The following is a 19,328-nucleotide window of genomic DNA, read 5'->3' as shown; positions in this document are numbered from 1 at the left end:
CACGTCGAATCGCCCGTTCACTCCGGCTTGTCGGCGATCTTCAGCTTGTACTCATCCGCGTTCGCCTTCAGCTCAGGGGCGTACATCGCGTACGCCCTCGTCGGAAGTGCGCTGAACTGCCCGGGGATTTCCGCCCGCACGCGGTAGCTCACCGAATGCTTGCCGCGGCTGAGCGTCCTCAGGAAGAACGCCACCCGCTCATCGCGATATTCGACGTAAGCCCCTAGTCCGCCCGACGTGTATCCGCTCTGGAGGTCCACCGCTTCCACGCCGGCCGCCTTGAGGTCTTCGAAGATCACATACTCATAGTCGTTCTTCGAATCGATCTCGAGTTCGACTTCGATCAGGTCTCCGCTCGTCACTTGCGCGAGGTCTTTCAGTTCCTCGCGGTCGTACTTGAGCGTCTTCTGGTCGACCGCCTGCCCGCGCGATCCCTGCACAACGTCCGTCGCCTCCTTCCGCTGGTTCAGCCGGTAAAACTTCCGGCCGACCTTGATCTCCAGGCCGGCGGCCTTGATCGGGTCTTCCAGCGTGAAGTTGGTGAGGTACGCGTTGAAGTACAGCGGCCCCGGCTTCGAAGTCGCCCCATTCAACGGCGACTTCTTCAATTCCACGACATGCTCGCCGTCCTTCAGGTCGGCCCCGAGGACGATGAACTTGTTGTTGAAGCCGAACAGCACCTCCGGGGTGATCTCGACCGATTGCTTCCTGTCGCCGTCGATCCAGACTTCCACCTGCATGTTGGGCGTCGCTTCGCCGCTGGCCTTGAGGTACTCGGCCATCGCTTCGATGCACACCGCCGTATCGCGAGTGCTGTTCCAGTAGGTCGCGTTCCTGCGGTTGTTCAGCAGATACTTCACCAGTCCGGACGCCTTCGGGTCCTGCGGGTTCACCTTCGTCAGCAGCTTCAGGTAGTAGGCGTTGGCCTCGATCGTGTCGCCGTACCAGAACCACCAGTACGAATTGCGGTTCGGCAGGTCGAGATAGGCCGTCTGGTTCTCGTCATCCGTCTTCACGAACTGGTCGATGTTCCTGATGACCATGTCGCGCTGTTCGATCTGCTGCTGCTTGTGCAGCGCCAGGCCGAACATCCCCAGCGAGTACAGCGACAGCTTCGTGCGGTCGCGGTACAGGAACCGCTGCATCTCGGCGCTGGCAACGTCCGCATCGACGAGCACCATGTAAACGAAGGCATCCATGTCGCCCGCCTGGCTGCGAAACTTCAGCCCCGGCTCGGCCTTGATCTCCTTCTTCTCGATCCGTTCGCCCACCAGCAGCAGGCGCACCTGCTCGTCCTGGTAACGCTTCAGCCACTCGATCCCCTTCGTCATCGTCTCGGGAACGACCGCCACGCCGTTCTGCTGCGCGATCTGCAGACCATGCACCACAACGCACGTAGTATGCGGCCACGAATGCTCGCCGAAGCCGGAGAACCAACCCCACCCGCCATCCGAACACTGCATGCTCGTCAGGTCGGCCACACCCGTCTTCACCATCAGTTCGACCTCGGCCTCGTCGAAGACCGGATTCTTCATCTCGCGATGCCAGTCCTTCGTGATGCGGGCCCAGTCGGCCGCGCGGGCCGCATCGTCGCCGATTTCCTGAGGATTGAGGTTAGTCCGCTTGTCCCGGATCTTCGCCAGGTCGAGCTTCATCGACTTCAGCACGTTCTGCGTGATCACCGTCGGCAGGAAGCGGTTGAGCGTCTGCTCGGTACACCCGTACGGGTAGTCAACGAGATACGGCAACGCATCCACCATCGCCCCCGCCAGCGTCGGCGAGTAGCGGATCTCCAGCCGTGACTCTTCCGGCCGGCGATCGGCGGGAACCTTGATCGTGATCTTGCCCGAGTCTTCATTCGCCCGCACGACGCCGCTGAACGATTCCGTCTTCAGCATGCCGTGCACATAGACGGGGAAGGTCATCTGCATGGCGTCCGATTCTTCATCGGTCAGCGCCTTCATCGTGACTTTCGCTTCCCCTTCTTTGGCCACTTTGACCAGCCAGTCGATCCGGGCCTCACCATTGGCCGGAATCGTTCGCACCAGTTGCGATTGCTGCGGCGTCGACAACAGGCGATCGCCGTCCGCCCCCTTGTCGCCGTATTCAATCGCCAGGTTGTCTCCATCCAGCAGCAGTTCGACGGTCGCCGTTTTCTCATGCGGCAGATAGTTATGCACGATCGCCGAAAGCACGACCTGGTCCTTCTCCACAAAGAACCGGGGCGCCTGCAGACGCACGAGCAGGTCTTTCGACGTCGTCACTTCCTGCGTCGCTTCGCCGACGCGGGTCCCTTCGCCCATCGCCCACGTGCGGATCTTCCAGCCCGTCAGGTTCTCCGGCATCGTCAGGTCGACCTTCGCAACGCCGTTGGCGTCGGTCGTGATGTCCCCTTTCCAGAAAGCCGTGTCCGCAAACTGGGTTCGTACAGTTGGCTGCACGAGTTCGCCACCCGCGGCGCCACCCGCCGCCAAGCCGTCGGCGAGTGACAGCGCATCCATCGGAGCCGCCGCCGGCATCGGCATGCCTTCCGCAACGCCGCCAAACATCATGCCTCTCGGAGCCATCGATTTTGTCATCGCCCTTCCGCGAGTCCCCAGGTTCGATCTGTCGCGACCAAAGAACATCTCGAAATCCTGCTCGACAACCATCCCGCCAAATGCCCCCAGATCCTGCATCGCGACTTCTTTCTCCCGCAGCAGGTTCGATCCCCAGCGGGCCAGGCTGCTCTCGGTCGACGGATGATGGCTTCGCCGCCATTTCCAGAAGTGCTCTCTCAGGTCAGGGACGTTCGACCCGCCGGAGATATATTCCACTGCTTTGTCGTAAATGCTCATCACGATGGAGCCCTGGAACGGCTCGCCGTTCAGCTCGGTCAGCTTCACTTCCACTTCCGCCTTCTGACCAGGCTTGTACTTCTCGCTTGAAGGCTTCACGTCGACGTTCAGCACGCGTTTCACCGGCGGAACCACGATCTCCTTCGTGATCGAATGCACCTGACCGTTCGCAATCGTCACTGCTTCAATGAAGAAGTTGGGCATATCGGCCTGGGCGACCGCGATCGGCACGGCCGTGCTCTTGCCTTCCAGCTTCAGGAACTGCGGCTTCTCTTTGCAGACGCCGTTGACCGGACGCACGAACAGCATCACCGTCGACTTCAGCCGATCGGTATTCACGAGAAGCTGCATCGTTTCACCCGGAGCGTACTCCTTCTTGTCCGGCACGAGTTCGAGATCGCTGAAACGGAAGTCCGATCCATTGAAGTTCTCCCCGCGGACGACGAACAGATAGGCCCCTTCCTTCGTCACGGCCTCGTTCCCTTCGGCCGTGTGCGTCAAAGAGTAGGCAACGCGGTACTGGCCGGCATCGGCCGCTTTGATCTCCTGCGTCAGCTCACCCTGCTCGTTCGGATCGACGGCCCATTCACCGACGTTCTGCTCAGTCGGCTTGCCATCCTTGTCATAGGCCACCTTGAACAGCGTCAGCTTCCCCTTTCCGGAGACAGGCTTTCCGTCGAGTGTCCGTGCCTGCACCGAGGCGCGAATCATGTCCCCCGCCCGGTAATGCCCCCGATTCAGCCACACGAACACCCGGAATGGCTCGCGCGCCACAAGCACGTTTCCACCGCCGACGATCGTCCGGCGGGAAGCATCCACGACCTCGGCCGAGATCTTGTACGAGTGGTCTTCGTCGCCATGCAGCGCCTTGGCGAGTGACGTGTCGATCTCGATTTTCAAAGTGCCGTCCGGTCCGATCGGAGCTTCGGCATCGAGCACCAGCTCCGGCGGCTCGGGATTCCAGGGAATCCAGCTCAATCGCGGCGCGAAGCAGCCCCACCGCGCAAACCCCGGATACCAGGTGTCGTTCGAAGCGAACCACCAGTAGCCCGGTCCATAAAGCCAGTCCCACTCCCCTCGCGGGAACCACCGTTCCGTGTGCGCGGTTCGTTCGACCTTGTACTTCACCGTCGCCTGCGTCACCGGCGCGCCGAACAGGTACTTCGCCCTGATCGTGGCCGTCACCTTGTCCCCCAGCGCGACCGGCGCCGTCGGAGCGTCGACTTCGACCATGAACTCCGGCTTCTTGTATTCCTCGACGCGGAACTGCCCGCCGCCGCCGATTCGCGGATGATCGACGATGTTCAGCGAGTAGCTGCCGAGCTTGGCGTCCTTCGGCAGCAGATGTTCGCCCGAGAAGCCGCCGAAAGCATCGGCCGTGAACGGCTTCTTCCAGACTTCGACGCCCGTCGGATCGGTCAGCCGGATCGTGAACTTCTGGTTCGCAAACGCCTTCGACTGTTCGGGCGTCAGGTCGTAACTGACAGGACGCACCCAGAATTTGAACTCGACCTTCTGGTCGGGCCGGTAGACGGGCCGGTCGGTGATCAGCACCACTTTAGTGTCGTTCAGCGAGTCGAGGCTGTAGCCGTTCCGCCACACGCCCGTGAATCCGAGGTACGCCAGCCGCTTCCCGGTATTGGCGATGGCCATCCATTGATAGCCATCCTCCTGCAGCTTCGTGTTCGGGACGATCTGGCCGTTGGCGTCCGTCTTCTCTGCAAAGTTCCTGGTCAGCACCTGGTGGCGTTTCGCGCCGTTGCGGTATTCCTGCCGCCAGCCGAAGAACTCGACGTCCGCATTCGGAATCGGCGCGCCGCTGACGGAGTCGGCGAGGTAGTACCAGGCGCCGTCATTGATCGCCTTTTTGACGATGGCCGTGTCAGCCACCCACACCACGATGCGGCTGATGTTCCCGCCGTCGAGCTTCGCGGTCACCAGATAGGCGCCGGGCTGCTGGAGCGGTGTCGTGATCGTGGTCCGGCGGTCAAAGTGTCCGTCTCGCGGTTCAAGGTCGACCGACCACTCGGCATTGCGCGCCGCCAGGTACCGGATCTGGTTTTCCTGAACGAGCCGGTAGCCAACCTGGTCCAGCTGGATCTGCTGCCAGTCGACATTCTGCGGGTTGGATTTCAGGTGGGCCTTCATGTCGGCCAGCAGCAGGTCGACGCGGATCGGCCACGCCTCGAGCGACAGCTTCTTTCCGTTCCGGAACTTGAAGTCGAGCGTCGCCCCCTCACCGGCAGGCTGCGTCATCGATGCTTCGAACTGACCCCACGGCTTCACGATCTGGTCGAGACGGGCCTGCCGCCCGTTGTTCTCGTTGCCGAACTTCGGAATCGCTTCCTTCCAGACGGCCGCGGCCTTCGCGTACTGCTGGCGGTCTTCGTAAATCGACGCGATGCGATCGGATGCGGTGGCCGCGTACTCCTTGTTGTCTCCCGAGAGAATCGTCTTGAAGCGGGCGAGCGGATTGAACTCCTCGGGCAGCGTGAACCGCTTCGGACCCGTGGCAAGCCGGCAGATCGTTTCCTCGTCGGTCAGGGTGTGCAGCGACCACACATTGGCCCGCGGATCCCCCTTCTCACCTTCCTCCGGAGCCGGCAGGTGGAATCCCTCCTGGCGGAGATTCTGGACTCCAAACTGGCTTTGCAGGAAGTCGGCAAACTCCCAGTCCACTTCAGACCGCAGGGAGGAATCCCTGGCGGCCGCCTGTTCGAGGCAGAACCGCCAGCGTTCGCCATCGTTCCGCGCATCGTCGAACGACTTGGGAACGCTGTAGAAGACCGGATTTCCTTCGGCATCGACCGGCGCTCCTTTGTCTCCACCGCCGCCCCATCCGCCCCGCCGCCCCCAGCGGTGCGCGGGCTCGTAGTCGGGAAGCGTCTTGAAGTCGGTCAACACCTGGAGCTTCCAGGCGTCTCCACGCCGTGACGGAGAGATGATCCGGCCATACTGGCGGTAGAACCGTGCGACGTCCGTTGCCCCCGCGTCCTCAGGAATCAGCTTGCGCGCCGCTTCAAGCAGTTGCAGGCTGCGGACGTAGTCGCGCTGCTGCGCGCTGACGAACTGCCCCCCCTGCTGCGCGTATCCGCGATGAAACACGCCGGCGATGAGGTGTCCCTGGTGCTCGAGCGCCCCATATTGAATCGCCACCCCGGCCAGCGCGATCCATTGCTCGGGATGCTTTTCGACAACCTTCTCCAGGAAGGCGTCGACATCTTGAATCCGCTGCAGCCGGGCGAGGCACTGCACGGCGTTCTCAAGGTCGTGAACGACCTGGGATGTCGAGTTGGCCGGGTCGAGGCACAGCTTCTCGAACAACTTGAACGCATCGCGGAAATTGCCGTCGGCCTGTGCCTTGAGGGCCGCTTTGCGAGAATCGACGGGAGCGGGCTGTTCAGCGGTCAATGACCAGGCTCCTCCGAGAACAAAACAGGCCAGAACCAGCAGTGAAGCCGGGCGCAGCATGAGCTCATCCCTGTCAGAAAATGCATCGGAGCCGGCGTCATTGCCAGTCGTAAGTCCCCCCGCGAACTGCAGATGTTCGCGAATTCGAGGCATCGTCTCCGGTGGGTCTGGCGGCTTAGATAACCCCCGAAGCCGGAAAGTTCCAGATTGATTCTAACCACCCCGCCGCCTGAAACAGCGGCCCGGTAAAGGTTTGGGCCCTCCAGCGGAAAGTTGGCGAAATCTTCGCTGGCGATCATGGAATTCTGCACGGCTCTCGCCGCGAAACGCCCCTATTGAAGTGGACGAGTCCATTGGGCGGACGACCTGAGGCACGAGATGCGACTGACACTGCGAACACTGCTGGCCTACCTCGACGACATTCTCGAGCCGACGCAGACCCGGGAAATCGGCGCGCGGATCAAGGAGAACGAGGTCGTCTCGGCCATCGTGGCCCGCATCCGTGCAGTCACCCGTCGCCGCCGCATCGGGAGTCCCGAGTTGAGCGGCCCCGGCTCGAGCCCCGATCCGAACGTCGTCGCCGAGTATCTCGACAATACGCTCGATCCGGCGGGCGTCGCGGACCTCGAACGGGTCTGCCTCGATTCCGATATGCACCTGGCCGAGGTCGCCGCCTGCCACCAGATTCTCACAATCGTTCTCGGCGAACCCGTCACGATCCGTCCCGAGCTTCGGGAGCGGATGTACGCCATGGGCGCCGTCTCCCCCACTCCGGAAGTCGGCTCCACCACGGCGCCGGTCCCCTATGCCGTCGGCTCGGCCACTCGCCCCGTCGTTCCCGAGTATCTCAAACGTCCACCGTTGTGGAAGAAGCTCGCGCCGCTGTCGCTCGCTGGTCTGGTCGCCGCCGGATGGCTCTACCTCGTGGCGACTGGCGGATTCTTTGGTGACGACGACCAGAAAGTGGCCGTCAACGAACCGGCCCCGAAATCACGCGTCGAACCCGCCGCACCGAAGGCCAAACCGGCAGCCGCCCCCGCCGTCGCTCCCCCGATGATTGCGGCCGCTCCCATGCAGCCGGAACTGCTCGAGCCCGAGCCACTGATCGACGAAACGCCCATCGTGCCGCAGCCTGAGCCGGTCGCGGCCGACACCGCCGTCGCCGCCACGGGCGCCGCAGCCACCATTCCCACGCCCCCCATGCCAGGGATCACAGCCCCGGCCAATCCCCCCGCGGCGACGGAAGAAACTCCCGGCCTCCCCGAGCCGACCGTGATGTACACCAGCACGGAAGGCGTCCTGCTCCATCGTCCCAAGGGACGTCCGACCTGGACCGTCCTCCCCAGGCGGGCCATCCTGCATGTCGGCGACGAAGTCGCCTCCCCCGAGCCGTTCATCGGCGACCTGCAGGTCAGTTCCCCCACCGATCCCGCGCTCTCGCTGCGGGTGTCGCTGCAGGGAGGAGCCCGCATCCGGCTGCTGCCGGCCACCGAACTCATGCTCGCCGAAATCGAAATCAACCGCGGCCGCGTCGCGGTCTTTCGCGGAGTCGATGGCATCCCCCACGCACTGGGGCTCGGCGTGACCGTCGCCGGCCAGCGGACCGAGTTCGATGCCGCTTCCCCGCAGACCCGTTACGGACTGTGGGTCGAACTCCCTCGTGCGACCCCCACGCCGCCGGCCGTCGAGCAGTGGCCCGTCCCGTCCGGCACCCTGTTCGTCGCAACCGGAACAGTGAACGTCCGTCGCAACAACCTGCCTCCTCTGTCCGGAGAACCAACCACCCAGTCGCTCGAATGGACCGACCAGTCGGCCGACAGCTTTGCCGCACTCACCACCGTCCCGACCTGGCTCAATCCAGATATCCGGCCTCTCACGTCCCAGAAGAACTGGGCCCGGATGTACGAAGACGAATTCAAGCTCGACCTGCCCGTCGACGACGGCATCGGCCCCGTCGCTGAACAGCAGAAACTCAACACGATCGCGACATTCGCCACCCGGACGATGGCCCTGATCGACAACGTCCCCGTCCTCGTCCGCGTCCTCACCTCGCCGCATGAAGACACCCGCCACGCCGCGATCGTCGGCCTGCGCGAGTGGGTGATGATGTCGCCCGATCACATCCCGCGACTGGAAGAGGAAGTCAACCGCGTCTTCCGTGACCAGGAAGCTCCCATCGTCGTGAAGCTGCTCTGGGGAGTGACCGATCAGGAAGCCCGCGATGAAGCCGCCTCGTTGCAGGTCGTCGAGTGGCTTGCGAACGACGATATCGCGATTCGCGAACTGGCGTTCTACGAAGTCCTTCGACTGGCGAACCGCGACCTGAGCTACCGCCCGCAGAATGCCGTGGGACAGCGTGAACCGGCCATCATGCGCTGGCGGGACCTCGTCCGGCGCAACAAGGGCCTCGTCCCGTCCGCTCCGCCGGCCATCTTGACCGATCCCGCCACCGAACCCGCGCCGGAGCCTGCAACAGAACCCGCCCCCCCAGCCTCCGCTCCAGCCCCGCAGCCCTGAGGCCGCACCCGGCAAACACTCCAATCCCACCTTGGCGCCAGGATCCCCCGATCGAGGCGCCACGGTCGCTTTTTCAAAGCGCAGGAGACAGCGAATTCCGCAGAGTGAAGTCGGCGGCCTCCATCACGCGGCTCTGGGCGCAATCCGCTTCGGCCCCTTCGGCGTCCGCGCCTTCAGGTCAAACAGCCCGAAGATTTCCCCGGCCGACATGCTGAGCGACGCGTTTTCGTCGTCGCCTTCGCCGAGAACCCGCGCGAACAGATCCCGTTTCTCCTTGAGCACCTTGTCGATTTTCTCTTCGATCGTGTCCTTGCAGATGAACTTGGAAACGATGACCTGGCTCTTGCACCCGATGCGGTGCGCCCGGTTGATCGCCTGGTCTTCGATCGCCGGATTCCACCAGCGGTCGTACAGGAACACGTAGCCCGCAAACTGCAGATTCAGGCCGACAGCCCCCGTCGCGTAACTCATCAGGATGATGTGCTTCGACGGATCTTCCTTGAACTGTGCGAGAATCGGCTCGCGTTTCGGAGTCGGGATGCCGCCGTGATACATCAGCGGGCCGTAATCCTGCAGCCGCTCGTTCAGCCACAGCAGCGTTTTCGTCCACTGGCTGAAGAGAATCGCCTTCCCTCCCGAGGCTGCGATTTCTTCCATGTCCGCGACAACCCGCTCGAGCTTGGTCGATTCGCCGGTGACCGGCTCGTAGTTCGCAATCTGTTTCAGCCGCATCACCAGTTCGAACACGTGCTGCACCGTCACCTGCTCGCCCATCTCGTTGAGCTGCATCACACCGTCCTTCTGGACCGTGTCATACGCGTTCCGCTGCGCCGGGCTGAGCTCGATGTATTCATCGCGATCGAGCCGCGGCGGCATGTCTTTCATCACCAGGTTCTTCGTGCGGCGCAGAACGTACTCTTTCGCGAGCTTGGAAAGCTGCCGGATGTCCGGCGCGCCGTTCGGCGGAATCACCCCCATGAACTCGAACAGCACGGCCAGCTCTTCCGGCCGGTTTTCGATCGGCGTGCCGGTCAGCGCCAGGCTCCGTTTGCGCGGAACGGCCCGCGCCGTCACCGAAGTGACCGAATCGCGGTTCTTGATCTTCTGGGCTTCGTCCAGCACCACGAGATCGAACTTCGGAAGGTCGACCCCTTCGCCGTTCCCGGTTCCCACGTTGTAGTTCACGTCGGAATGAGCGCGCCCCAGCCCGTCATGCGTCGTACCGCCTCCTTCCTTCATCAACGCCTGGAAATCTCGGACGAGCAGTTCGTAGTTGCACAGCAGCACAATCGCCCCCGGCAGCTTCCACAGCATCTGCCGCCGCGGGCCGTCCCCTTCGAGCGTCGTCAGCGGAATCTCTTCCGCCCACGTCTTGAACTCGCGCTGCCAGTTGGGGATCAGCGGCTTCGGACAGCACAGCAGCACGCGACGCACCTGCCCCGCCCTCAGCATCAGGCGAATGGCCGTGATTGTCTGCATCGTCTTCCCCAGCCCCATCTCGTCGGCCAGCAGTGCGGCCTTCTGAGAAAACAGCCACGCAATCCCTTCGAACTGGTACTGGAACGGCTCGAACGGCATCACCAGTTCCTGCCCCTTCAGCCACGATTCCAGCGGCGGCTGCAGCACATAGAACAGCCGGTCTTCCAGCGACAGCGCATCGCTCGGAGGCTTGATCCGCGTCGGCTTCGGACGCTCGGCCCCTTCCGCCGGCGGCTTCGGCGGTGTGACTTTCCGTGTCGGCTCCTTCTCCTCTTTCGGCGGAAGGAACGTCATCCCCTCCGGGAACGTCAGCCCGAACGTCTTCACCTTCGGCCAGTAGGGCCGCCAGCTCGGTACGAACCCCGCGCGATCGAGCAGCGGGACGGGAAAAGCGTCGCACTTCAAAGGACGACGAAGCGCCGCGTTCATCCCGGTGACCGGAACATCGACGGCGAAATCATTGCGATCGAGCGGCGACGGCGCCGGCTCGATGGTGAACGCGGGATCGGGGGACTCTGCAGGCGGAATGTCGAATTCGGACACGCCGAAGCTCCGGGGACAGACATCTGGACATGCCTGTCATCGAACATTCCACAGCCCCAACAACCGTAGAAACCGGCCCAGCCCGCAGAATGGTCCCGTTTCGCCAGAATCCAGCCGAGCGACCGCAGTTTGGCTCAAGTGGCAACGGGCGGTGCCGGCGGACGATCATCCGCGGCCGGCGCTGCCGACGGCTCGTCAGACGGCTTCTCTCCGGCCGTCTCCTCGGGAGCCGGCTTCGGAGTCGCCTCGCCCCCAGGCTCAGCGGCCGGCTTCGGAGCGGGAGCGGGAGCGGGAGAAGTCTCGGCCGCGGGCGTCGCACCAGGGACCGCTTTCCACTGCTTCAGCAGGATCTCTCGGCGCGGAGTGCGCTGCCCACCTTCCAGCAGTTGGACCGCGCCCGTGACGTTCCCCGACTTCCATAACGCCGTCGCCCACAGATCGGGAACGGCGGACATCATGTCCCCCTGCGGGTACGTCCGGATGTAGGCCTGCAGCGTCTGCTGCACGTTCTTCGGATTCAGGTCCAGCTGGCACACCGCGATCCAGTAGACGGCAAACTCGGCCGCCTTCCTGTTCAGCGGCAATGCCGCCGCCAGCTCCTCCTGCAGCGCCGGATCACGCGTCACCATCGACAGCCGATCAGCCGAGGTCCGGATCGGACCGTATCCCCGCAGGGCATCGGCCGTCCGACCTTTCAGCTGGATCACGCGAATCAAACGCAACGGTTCGGCCGTCGGCTTCACATCCATCTCCGCCAGCGAATCGGATTCCCCTTTCGTCTGCTTTCGCACCTGGGTCAGGACCACCGGACCGGCGAAAACCTGGGTGATGGCTTTCCACTCTTCTCCGTCTTCCGCCCCTTTCGACATGAACGCCTCGGATTGCTCCTCCGGATGGCTCCACACCGACACGTCCGCAGCCGTCCAGCCCCCGTTCGCTCCCGCGGCGATCACCCGATCGGCCAGCCCCTGCTCGCGAAGCGGGTTCTTCCCCACGCCATCGAACACTTCCATCAGTGAGCCGGCCACCATCGTCTGCAGCTTGGCCATTCTCTCCGAACTCGTGCTGCTGTCGGTGATCAGTTTCACGTTCACCGATTTCAGGTCGTCCGCCGAAAGCGGATAAGCGGCCGTCGAGACGTCGAGCTCGCGCAGCAACTCGGGCTTCTCCAACACCTGCTTCAGGGTCGCCGGCGTCTTGAAACCTTCCGTCCCAGCGCCGCTGGGAACGGCGGTCCCCAGCCGCGGATCGTACAGCAGCACATCCCCTTTCGGGCTGATGACGCCGATGATCCACGCCGCGGGCTTCGATTTCGGCTCGAGGAGGACCGCGTCGATCCGCAGTTGCCGCAGCAGGATCCCGAAAGCCCAGGCGCGACCGGCGGCCGTCGACCGCCCGACCAGCAGCGACTCGAACGGAGTCGCCGGAAGCTGGCGGTCAAACTCGTCGGGCATCAGCACCGTTTCGCGGACCACGAACTGAAACAGTTCCTCGATCTGCTCCAGCGGATCGGTCGTCTGCTGGACCAGTCGCGTCACAACCCCTCCGGCCAGATTCGCCATCGTGAGATGGTGTCCGTCCCGCATCCCAAATGAGTCCGCGTTGACGTCGGCCAGGGCCTCGCCGGAAAACCACTTCGCGTTCGCCTCCTCGTCCAGCGTCACCGTCGCCGCATCCCCTTTCGACAGCGACTCGCCGGCCCACTGGCCAAGTTCCGCCACGCGGTCCGCACGATCGCTGCTGATGGCGACGTATTCAGGAGACAGCCCGGTCAGAATGGCCATCAGCTGGCGTTCGGTTTCGCGGGCAGACGCCGCGTTGGCATCCGAGCCGGCTCCCTTGGCGCCGCCTGATCCGGGATCGCCGTTGTTGTTCCCCGCCCGCCGCGGAATGAGCACCGCGAACAGGATCAAAATCAGAACTGCGGCGATGCCGAAGCGAACGGAGCGCGGCATCCCGGTCTCAACCGGGTCGTGGAGGTCGGCCATGCGAACAGGTCAGGAGAGGGAGAACGAAACGGATGAAGCACAATGACAAACCGTGGGAATGACTCATTCTACGGGATTCGCCGAAAGGATTCCCGGTCGACTGCCCCCAAAACGTTCCCCGCAATGCACGCCCCTCCCCGCGAGCCGCAAGGGTTGCCGCAGGCCCGTCATCCCCGCCGCCCCGCTCCCCTGACTTTTGGCGGCGAAGCGCTACACTGGAACAATTGACGACCTGGCGGCCACGGGAGCGGGCGCCGCCGCCTGCCATTGAGGAATGGAGTCTGACATCGTGTCCCTGAATGACGACTTGACGCCCAGCCAGCGCGCGGCCGTCGAACACGAAGACGGCCCCCTGCTGGTTCTCGCCGGCCCCGGTTCGGGAAAGACCCGTGTCGTCACCCGCCGCATCGCCCGTTTGATCCAAAGGGGCGTCTCCCCGAGGCAGATCCTCGCGATCACCTTCACCAACAAAGCCGCGCTGACGATGCGGCAGCGCGTGGAACAGCTCGCCCCCGGCGCCGGCGTCTGGGTCAGCACGTTCCACCGGTTCGCCGCCATGCTCCTCAGGCGACACGCCGAGGTCGTCGGACTCCGCCCCAATTACACGATCCTCGATGAATCCGATCAGCGAAAAGGCCTCAAGCTGGTCATGGAGGAGATCGGACTCGATTTCTCCCACTACCCGCCCGACCGCATGGCGGCCCGCATCAGTCAGCTCAAGAACGACCTGACGACCGCCGAGGCGTTTACACAGCGCTATGAAGAAGGAATCGGCAACAACTGGGACCAGGCGGTCGCCCGCGTTTATCCCGAGTATCAGCGGTTCCTCCTCGCCTCGAACGCCGTCGATTTCGACGACCTGCTCCTGCATGTCGCGTTCATGCTCAGTGAACACGAAGTCCTCAGGCAGCAGCTCGACCATCGCTATCGCTACGTCCTGGTCGACGAATACCAGGACACCAACGCCGCTCAGTACCGCATCGTGGCGGCCCTCTCGCAGCAGCATCCCAACCTGCAGGCCACGGGCGATCCCGACCAGTCGATCTACGCCTGGCGCGGGGCCCGCATTGAAAACATCCTGCGTTTCGAACGTGAGTTTCCCGACTCCCGCGTCATCAAGCTCGAAGAGAACTTCCGCAGCACCCAGGCCATCGTCCGCTCGGCCGACCGCCTCATCGGCTACAACAAGCAGCGCAAAGCCAAAAAGCTCATCACGAACAACGATGAGGGCGAATCCGTCGAACTGATCACCTTCGACGACGCCGTAGCCGAGTCGGCCGGAATCGCCCGCCGCATCCGCGAGCTCTCGGAACAGCATGGACTCACCTGGAGCGACTTCGCGATCTTCTATCGCGTCAACGCCCTCTCCCGGCAGCTCGAAGTCGGCCTGATGCGGGAACGGATTCCCTACCAGGTCGCGGCCGGGGCCGCCTTCTACGACCGGGCTGAAATCAAGGATACGCTCGCCTACCTCCGGCTCGTGGCGAATCCCGCAGATCGCACGGCCTTCTACCGCGCCGTGAACACCCCCCTCCGCGGGCTCGGTGAAACCTCGCAGCGCCGCCTTTCCGCCTGGGCTGATGCCAACGGAGTCGGCCTGATTGAAGCCTGCGAGCGGTCCGCTGAAGTCCCGAAGCTGTCCAAGAACGCAGCTCGCGGCTTCCGCATGTTCGCCGACATGATCAGCCGGTTCGATCTCGCCACCCGCGGATCGGTCGCGGACCTGCTCACGGAAATCGTCGAGCGGAGCGGCATGGCGGCCGCCTGGTCGGGAAGCCCGCGCGAAGAAGATGTCCAGCGGCTCGGCAACGTCGAGGAACTCATCACCGCGGCCCGGCAGTATGATGAGGCGTTTGGCGACGAACGCTCGATCGACGGCTTCCTCGAGCAGACGGCACTCGTCGCCGACGCCGACACCATCGACGATACGGCCGGCCGGGTCACGTTGATGACGATGCATTCCGCAAAGGGACTGGAGTACCCGGTCGTCTTCGTGCTCGGCGTCGAAGAAGGTCTGATTCCCCACGAACGGGCACTGCGCGACCTTTCCGGGTTCGAGCTCGAGGAAGAGCGGCGGCTGCTGTTCGTCGGAATGACCCGCGCCAAGCAGCGATTGTTCCTCACCCAGACCCGCCTGCGGACTTTCCGTGGACGGACGCTCGCCTCCATCCCCAGCCTGTTCGCCTCGGAGTTCGAAGCCACGCGCGTCGACGAATCGCATGGGACACCGCAGGTCTACTTCGACCGCGATGCTTTCAATGAACCGGAGGAACAGCCGGAACCCGCCGAGCCGCCGGTCGACCCGCCGACGATGGCGAAGAACGCCTCGGTGGCCGACGCCCGCCCTCTGCTGATGAGCGGCGCCGACCTGCTGAACGGCGGAAAACCGAGCGGAACAGTGAACCCGAACCGCTTCAGCGAAGGGATGCTGGTGCGCCATCCCCGTTACGGCCTGGGGACGATCGTCGAGATCAGCCGCGTGACCTCGCGGACGAACGTGACGGTCAAGTTCACGCACGAAGATCGAATCCAGACGTTCATCGCCGAAAAGTCGCCCCTGCAGCCAGTGGGCGTCAAACCCGTCGCCGAGCCAGCGCCAGCCCGCGCCGCGACGCCCGACGAAGCCTCCCCCGGCGTCCCGTTCTAGCACGTCTGTCCATTCCTTCGACGGTGACATGCCGTTACGCGATTGCGATCGGCGACCTAAGCCCCGACAGGGGCGTCACTGAATAGCCAAGGGCGTCAGCCCTTGGAACGCAACCGACCAATGAGAAAGCCCCGCCGGGGGCGACACACCGCTTCCGCTCACAGGCCACGTAGCCCGGCTGATCACTCGTCAGGAATTCTCCAGTTCACGAAGACGCTCCCTCCCCGCGCGCAACCGCCTGCGGATGGTTGGAGGGAACATGCACACGATCACATCCACGCTCGTCCGCGTCCTGATCAGTCTGGTCAGGATCGGCCTCAGAGGACTTGTCCCGGCAGTCGCCCGCAACGCCGCGCCACCACTGTCGCGCCCTGGGAGCCGCCTCCCCACACCCTCCAGGGCCTGCAATGCACAGCGCCACGCGCAACCCTTGCCCGAAACGGCCCACGCCATCGGCCACGCGCCCCTCAAGCACCGTCACGCTCGAACGACGAACTCCACCACGATGGCCCCGTCTCCCGTCGTAGCGTCATCCTCCAGCCTCCTTCGACCACGCCGCATTGGGCCAGCACCCGTTCCCTCCACGACACAGTCCGGGGGAGAAGGGCAACAAAGACGCACGACACCCACACTCCTTGCTCACCTCGCCCTTCGCCAATCGGAATCCCCCTGGTCGCCCTCAGACAAGCACCCTCTTGCGGGCAACGGCGACATTTTGATAAATAGAAAAGTCATTTTCTATCCGGCAAATCCAAGAATGCGATATTTAGACCTGTTGTTGTCACGTCGCTGGCTGCTGCTCTTCGCCCTCCCGCTTCTCGCCGGATGCAGGCCCGCAACTCCGTCCACGCCCTCTGAAAAATCGGACGGCCTGCAGATTGTCGCCACCACCGGCATGGTCGCCGACCTCGTTCAGCACGTCGTCGGACCGCGCGGGACCGTCAGGACGCTGATGTCCGCTGGCGTCGACCCTCACCTCTACAAGCCCACCACCAGTGACGTCGCAGACATCCAGCAGGCCGACGTCGTCTTCTACAACGGCCTCGGCCTGGAAGGCCCCATGCAGCCGGTCTTCCAGCGGGCCGCAGACAAAGGACGGCGCGTGATTCCCGTCGCCGGAAATCTGCCCGACACAGCCGTCCACCACTCCGCGCAGTTCGCCGGCCATGCCGATCCGCACGTCTGGATGGACGTCGGCCTGTGGGCCCAATGCCTCGACCCCATCGTCGATTCCCTGTGCGAAGCCTCGCCCGGGCATGCCGCGGAGTTCCGCGCCAATGCCGACGCCTACCGCCAGGAACTGAAGGCGCTGGATGACTACGCCCGGACGTCGATCCAGACCGTGCCCGAGTCGCAGCGGACGCTCGTCACCGCTCACGACGCGTTCAGCTATTTCTCGAAAGCCTATGGCATCCAGGTGAAGGCCGTTCAGGGCATCACCACCGAGTCAGAGCCCGGCGTCGAGGATGTGAACGCACTCGTGAACTTCCTCGTCGAGACCAGGATTCCGGCCTTGTTTGTCGAATCGAGCGTCAGTGACCGCAATTTGATGGCCGTTCTCGAAGGCGTCTCCCGACATGGCGGGAAGGTGTCGATCGGCGGCCGCCTGTTCTCCGATGCCATGGGAGGCGAAGGAACGTATGAAGGGACCTATGTCGGCATGATCGACCACAACGTCACCACCATTGTCCGGGCCCTCGGCGGGCAGGCCCCCGTACGCGGCTTCAAGGGACAACTTGCGGAATCGGCGGCAGCTGCGGAGTAAGATCAGTTCCCTGTATGTCGACCGATCCTTCACAACGTTCCGTATCGCCACCAGCGACCGAGCCGGGCGTTCCACTGTCGATTCACGATCTGACCGTCGCCTATCAGCGCAGGCCGGTCGTCTGGGATGTCGACTACCAGGCCGCGCCGGGCCGGCTGATCGCGATCGTCGGCCCCAACGGGGCCGGCAAGAGCACGCTCATCAAGGCGGCGCTCAATCTCGTCCCACGCATTTCCGGGGAAGTGCTGTTCTTCGGCAAACCGTATCGGCGCGTCCGCCATCGGGTGGCCTACGTCCCCCAGCGCACGACGGTCGACTGGGATTTCCCCGTCAGCGCGCTCGATGTCGTGGCGATGGGGCTGTATCGGCAGATTGGCTGGTTCCGCCCGGTGACGCGGAAATACCGCCAGCAGGCGCTCGTCGCGCTCGAGCGGGTCGGGATGCACGAATTCGCCCGGCGGCAGATCAGCCAACTCTCCGGAGGCCAGCAACAACGAGTTTTCCTCGCCCGCGCGTTGGCCCAGGGGGCCGAACTGTACCTGATGGATGAGCCCTTCGCGGGCGTCGATGCGGCCACCGAGCAGGCGATCATCGGCGTGCTCCGGGAGCTGCGAACCGCGGGCCAGACCGTCATCGTCGTGCATCACGACCTGCAAACAGTCTCGGAATACTTCGACGACGTGATGATGATGAACATGCGGCTGATCGCCGCCGGCCCCGTGGAGACCACGCTGACGGCCGAAAACCTCCGGCGGACTTACGGCGGCAAGCTCTCGCTGGTCGATCAGGTCAGCCAGAAGATGGCGGAGCAGCGGCGATGAACGGCCTCGGCCTGACCGTCGGTGCGCTCAGCTTCGCGAGTTACAACACGCGAGTCGTGTTGCTGGGAGCCTCATTGCTGGGGCTGGCGGCGGGAGTCATCGGAACGTTCCTGCTCCTGCGGCGGAAGGCCCTGATCGGCGACGTCGTCGGTCACTGTGCCCTGCCCGGAATCGCGGTCGCCTTCCTGGTGATCGAGCGGATGTCGCCCGGCGGAGGAAAGAACCTTCCCGTACTGCTCCTCGGCGCCACGTGCGCCGGCCTGCTCGGGGCTCAGTCGGTTTCATTGATCCGCATGTTCACCCGCGTGGATAACGACACGGCGCTGGCTGTCATTCTCAGCGTCTTTTACGGGGCAGGCGTTGCCCTGCTCTCCGTCGTGCAGCGGCTCGCTTCGGGCAGCTCGGCCGGCCTGAAAGATTTCCTCAACGGCCAGACGGCCGCGATCGTGAGCCAGGACGTCTGGATCTTCACGGTCTCATCGCTGGTCATCGTGCTCGTCACAGGGATGCTCTTCAAAGAGTTCACCCTCCTGTGTTTCGACGAAGACTACGCCGCCACCCGCGGCCTGCCGACGCGACCGCTGGACATTGGGCTCACCCTGCTGGCAACGGCGGTCTGCGTGGTCGGAATGCAGACAGTCGGACTCCTGCTCGTGACGGCGATTCTCGTCACTCCTCCGGCCGCCGCCCGGTTCTGGACAAACGACATTCGCATGATGGCGCTGCTGGCGGGAGCGATCGGAGCGATCTCGGCCGCGTCAGGAGTGATCGCCAGCGCCGCCGTCCCCAAGCTCCCGGCCGGTCCAATGATCGTCCTTTGTGGCGGAGCGATCTTCATCCTGAGCCTGGCGCTCGGGCGCGAGCGGGGCGTGATCTGGAGATCGCTGGTGCACTATCAGGATCAGCGTCGGGCCGACCGGATCGATCTGCTGAGGTCGCTTTACGAGACGGTGGAGCGGGATTCGAGCATTCCGCAGTCGTCCGCGTCGGTGATCCGGGCAGTCGTCCCCGTCCAGAAGATCAAGCCGCTGCGGACCTGGTCTGCCAGACGGCTCCGGCGGGCGCTGCGGTCATCCATTCGTGAAGGAATCCTGGCCAGCGGGCGGGACGGCAGCATCGGCCTCACGCAGGCGGCCTGGAAAGAAGGCAGCCAGATCGTCCGGAACCGTCGTCTGTGGGACCTCTACCTGCACCAGTACGCCGATGTGTCACCGGCCGGAATCGACCGCAACCAGAGCCTGCTCGACCACGCACTCGATCCGGCCGTCGTCGCGCAGCTGGAAGAAGCGCTGCAGGCGGGAACAACGCCGCACGCCTGAT

The 19,328-nt window shown here is 64.0% G+C and carries 8 protein-coding genes; 5 read left to right on the top strand and 3 right to left on the bottom strand.

All coding sequences use genetic code 11. From position 1 onward, the window contains the following. Window positions 1-17: 17 nt before the first annotated feature. Window positions 18-6,308, bottom strand: coding sequence for an alpha-2-macroglobulin family protein (locus Pan44_RS22195; RefSeq protein ID WP_145033974.1), 6,291 nt, complete (start codon window positions 6,306-6,308; stop codon window positions 18-20). Window positions 6,309-6,626: 318 nt separating this feature from the next. Here Pan44_RS22195 and Pan44_RS22190 point away from each other — a divergent pair, with 318 nt between their 5' ends. Further along, window positions 6,627-8,765: a hypothetical protein gene (locus Pan44_RS22190; RefSeq protein ID WP_145033973.1), complete on the top strand. Its 2,139-nt coding sequence runs from the start codon at window positions 6,627-6,629 to the stop codon at window positions 8,763-8,765. A 123-nt stretch (window positions 8,766-8,888) separates the two neighbouring features. Here the strand turns inward: Pan44_RS22190 and Pan44_RS22185 are convergent, their stop codons facing one another. Together Pan44_RS22185 and Pan44_RS22180 are read right to left on the bottom strand one after the other, a co-directional pair. Next, window positions 8,889-10,787: a DEAD/DEAH box helicase gene (locus tag Pan44_RS22185; RefSeq protein ID WP_231754132.1), complete on the bottom strand. Its 1,899-nt coding sequence runs from the start codon at window positions 10,785-10,787 to the stop codon at window positions 8,889-8,891. 134 nt (window positions 10,788-10,921) lie between these two features. Further along, a complete protein-coding gene (locus Pan44_RS22180; RefSeq protein WP_145033972.1) occupies window positions 10,922-12,775 on the bottom strand; it encodes a hypothetical protein in 1,854 nt (617 codons plus the stop codon). Window positions 12,776-13,064: 289 nt separating this feature from the next. On the opposite strand from Pan44_RS22180, the gene Pan44_RS22175 reads away from it, so the two are divergent. The 4 genes from Pan44_RS22175 (at window position 13,065) to Pan44_RS22160 (ending at window position 19,327) form a co-directional block, all read left to right on the top strand. After that, entirely contained in the window at window positions 13,065-15,422 is a 2,358-nt protein-coding gene (locus Pan44_RS22175) for an ATP-dependent helicase (protein ID WP_231754131.1), read from the top strand. 757 nt (window positions 15,423-16,179) lie between these two features. Further along, the gene (locus tag Pan44_RS22170) at window positions 16,180-17,187 is read left to right on the top strand and encodes a metal ABC transporter solute-binding protein, Zn/Mn family (protein WP_145033970.1); all 1,008 of its coding nucleotides are present in this window, start codon (window positions 16,180-16,182) and stop codon (window positions 17,185-17,187) included. A gap of 14 nt (window positions 17,188-17,201) precedes the next feature. Further along, complete coding sequence (locus Pan44_RS22165; RefSeq protein WP_145033969.1) at window positions 17,202-18,008, top strand: metal ABC transporter ATP-binding protein; 807 nt, start codon at window positions 17,202-17,204, stop codon at window positions 18,006-18,008. Continuing rightward, window positions 18,005-19,327 carry a metal ABC transporter permease gene (locus Pan44_RS22160; protein WP_145033968.1) on the top strand — a complete coding sequence of 441 codons (1,323 nt, stop codon included), beginning with the start codon at window positions 18,005-18,007 and terminating at the stop codon, window positions 19,325-19,327. Before Pan44_RS22165 ends, Pan44_RS22160 begins: the two co-directional genes overlap by 4 nt. The last annotated feature ends 1 nt before the right edge of the window (window position 19,328 follow it).

This window comes from Caulifigura coniformis (assembly GCF_007745175.1).
GTDB classification, from domain to species: Bacteria; Planctomycetota; Planctomycetia; order Planctomycetales; family Planctomycetaceae; genus Caulifigura; species Caulifigura coniformis.
This window is presented reverse-complemented; position numbering and strand designations above follow the sequence as displayed.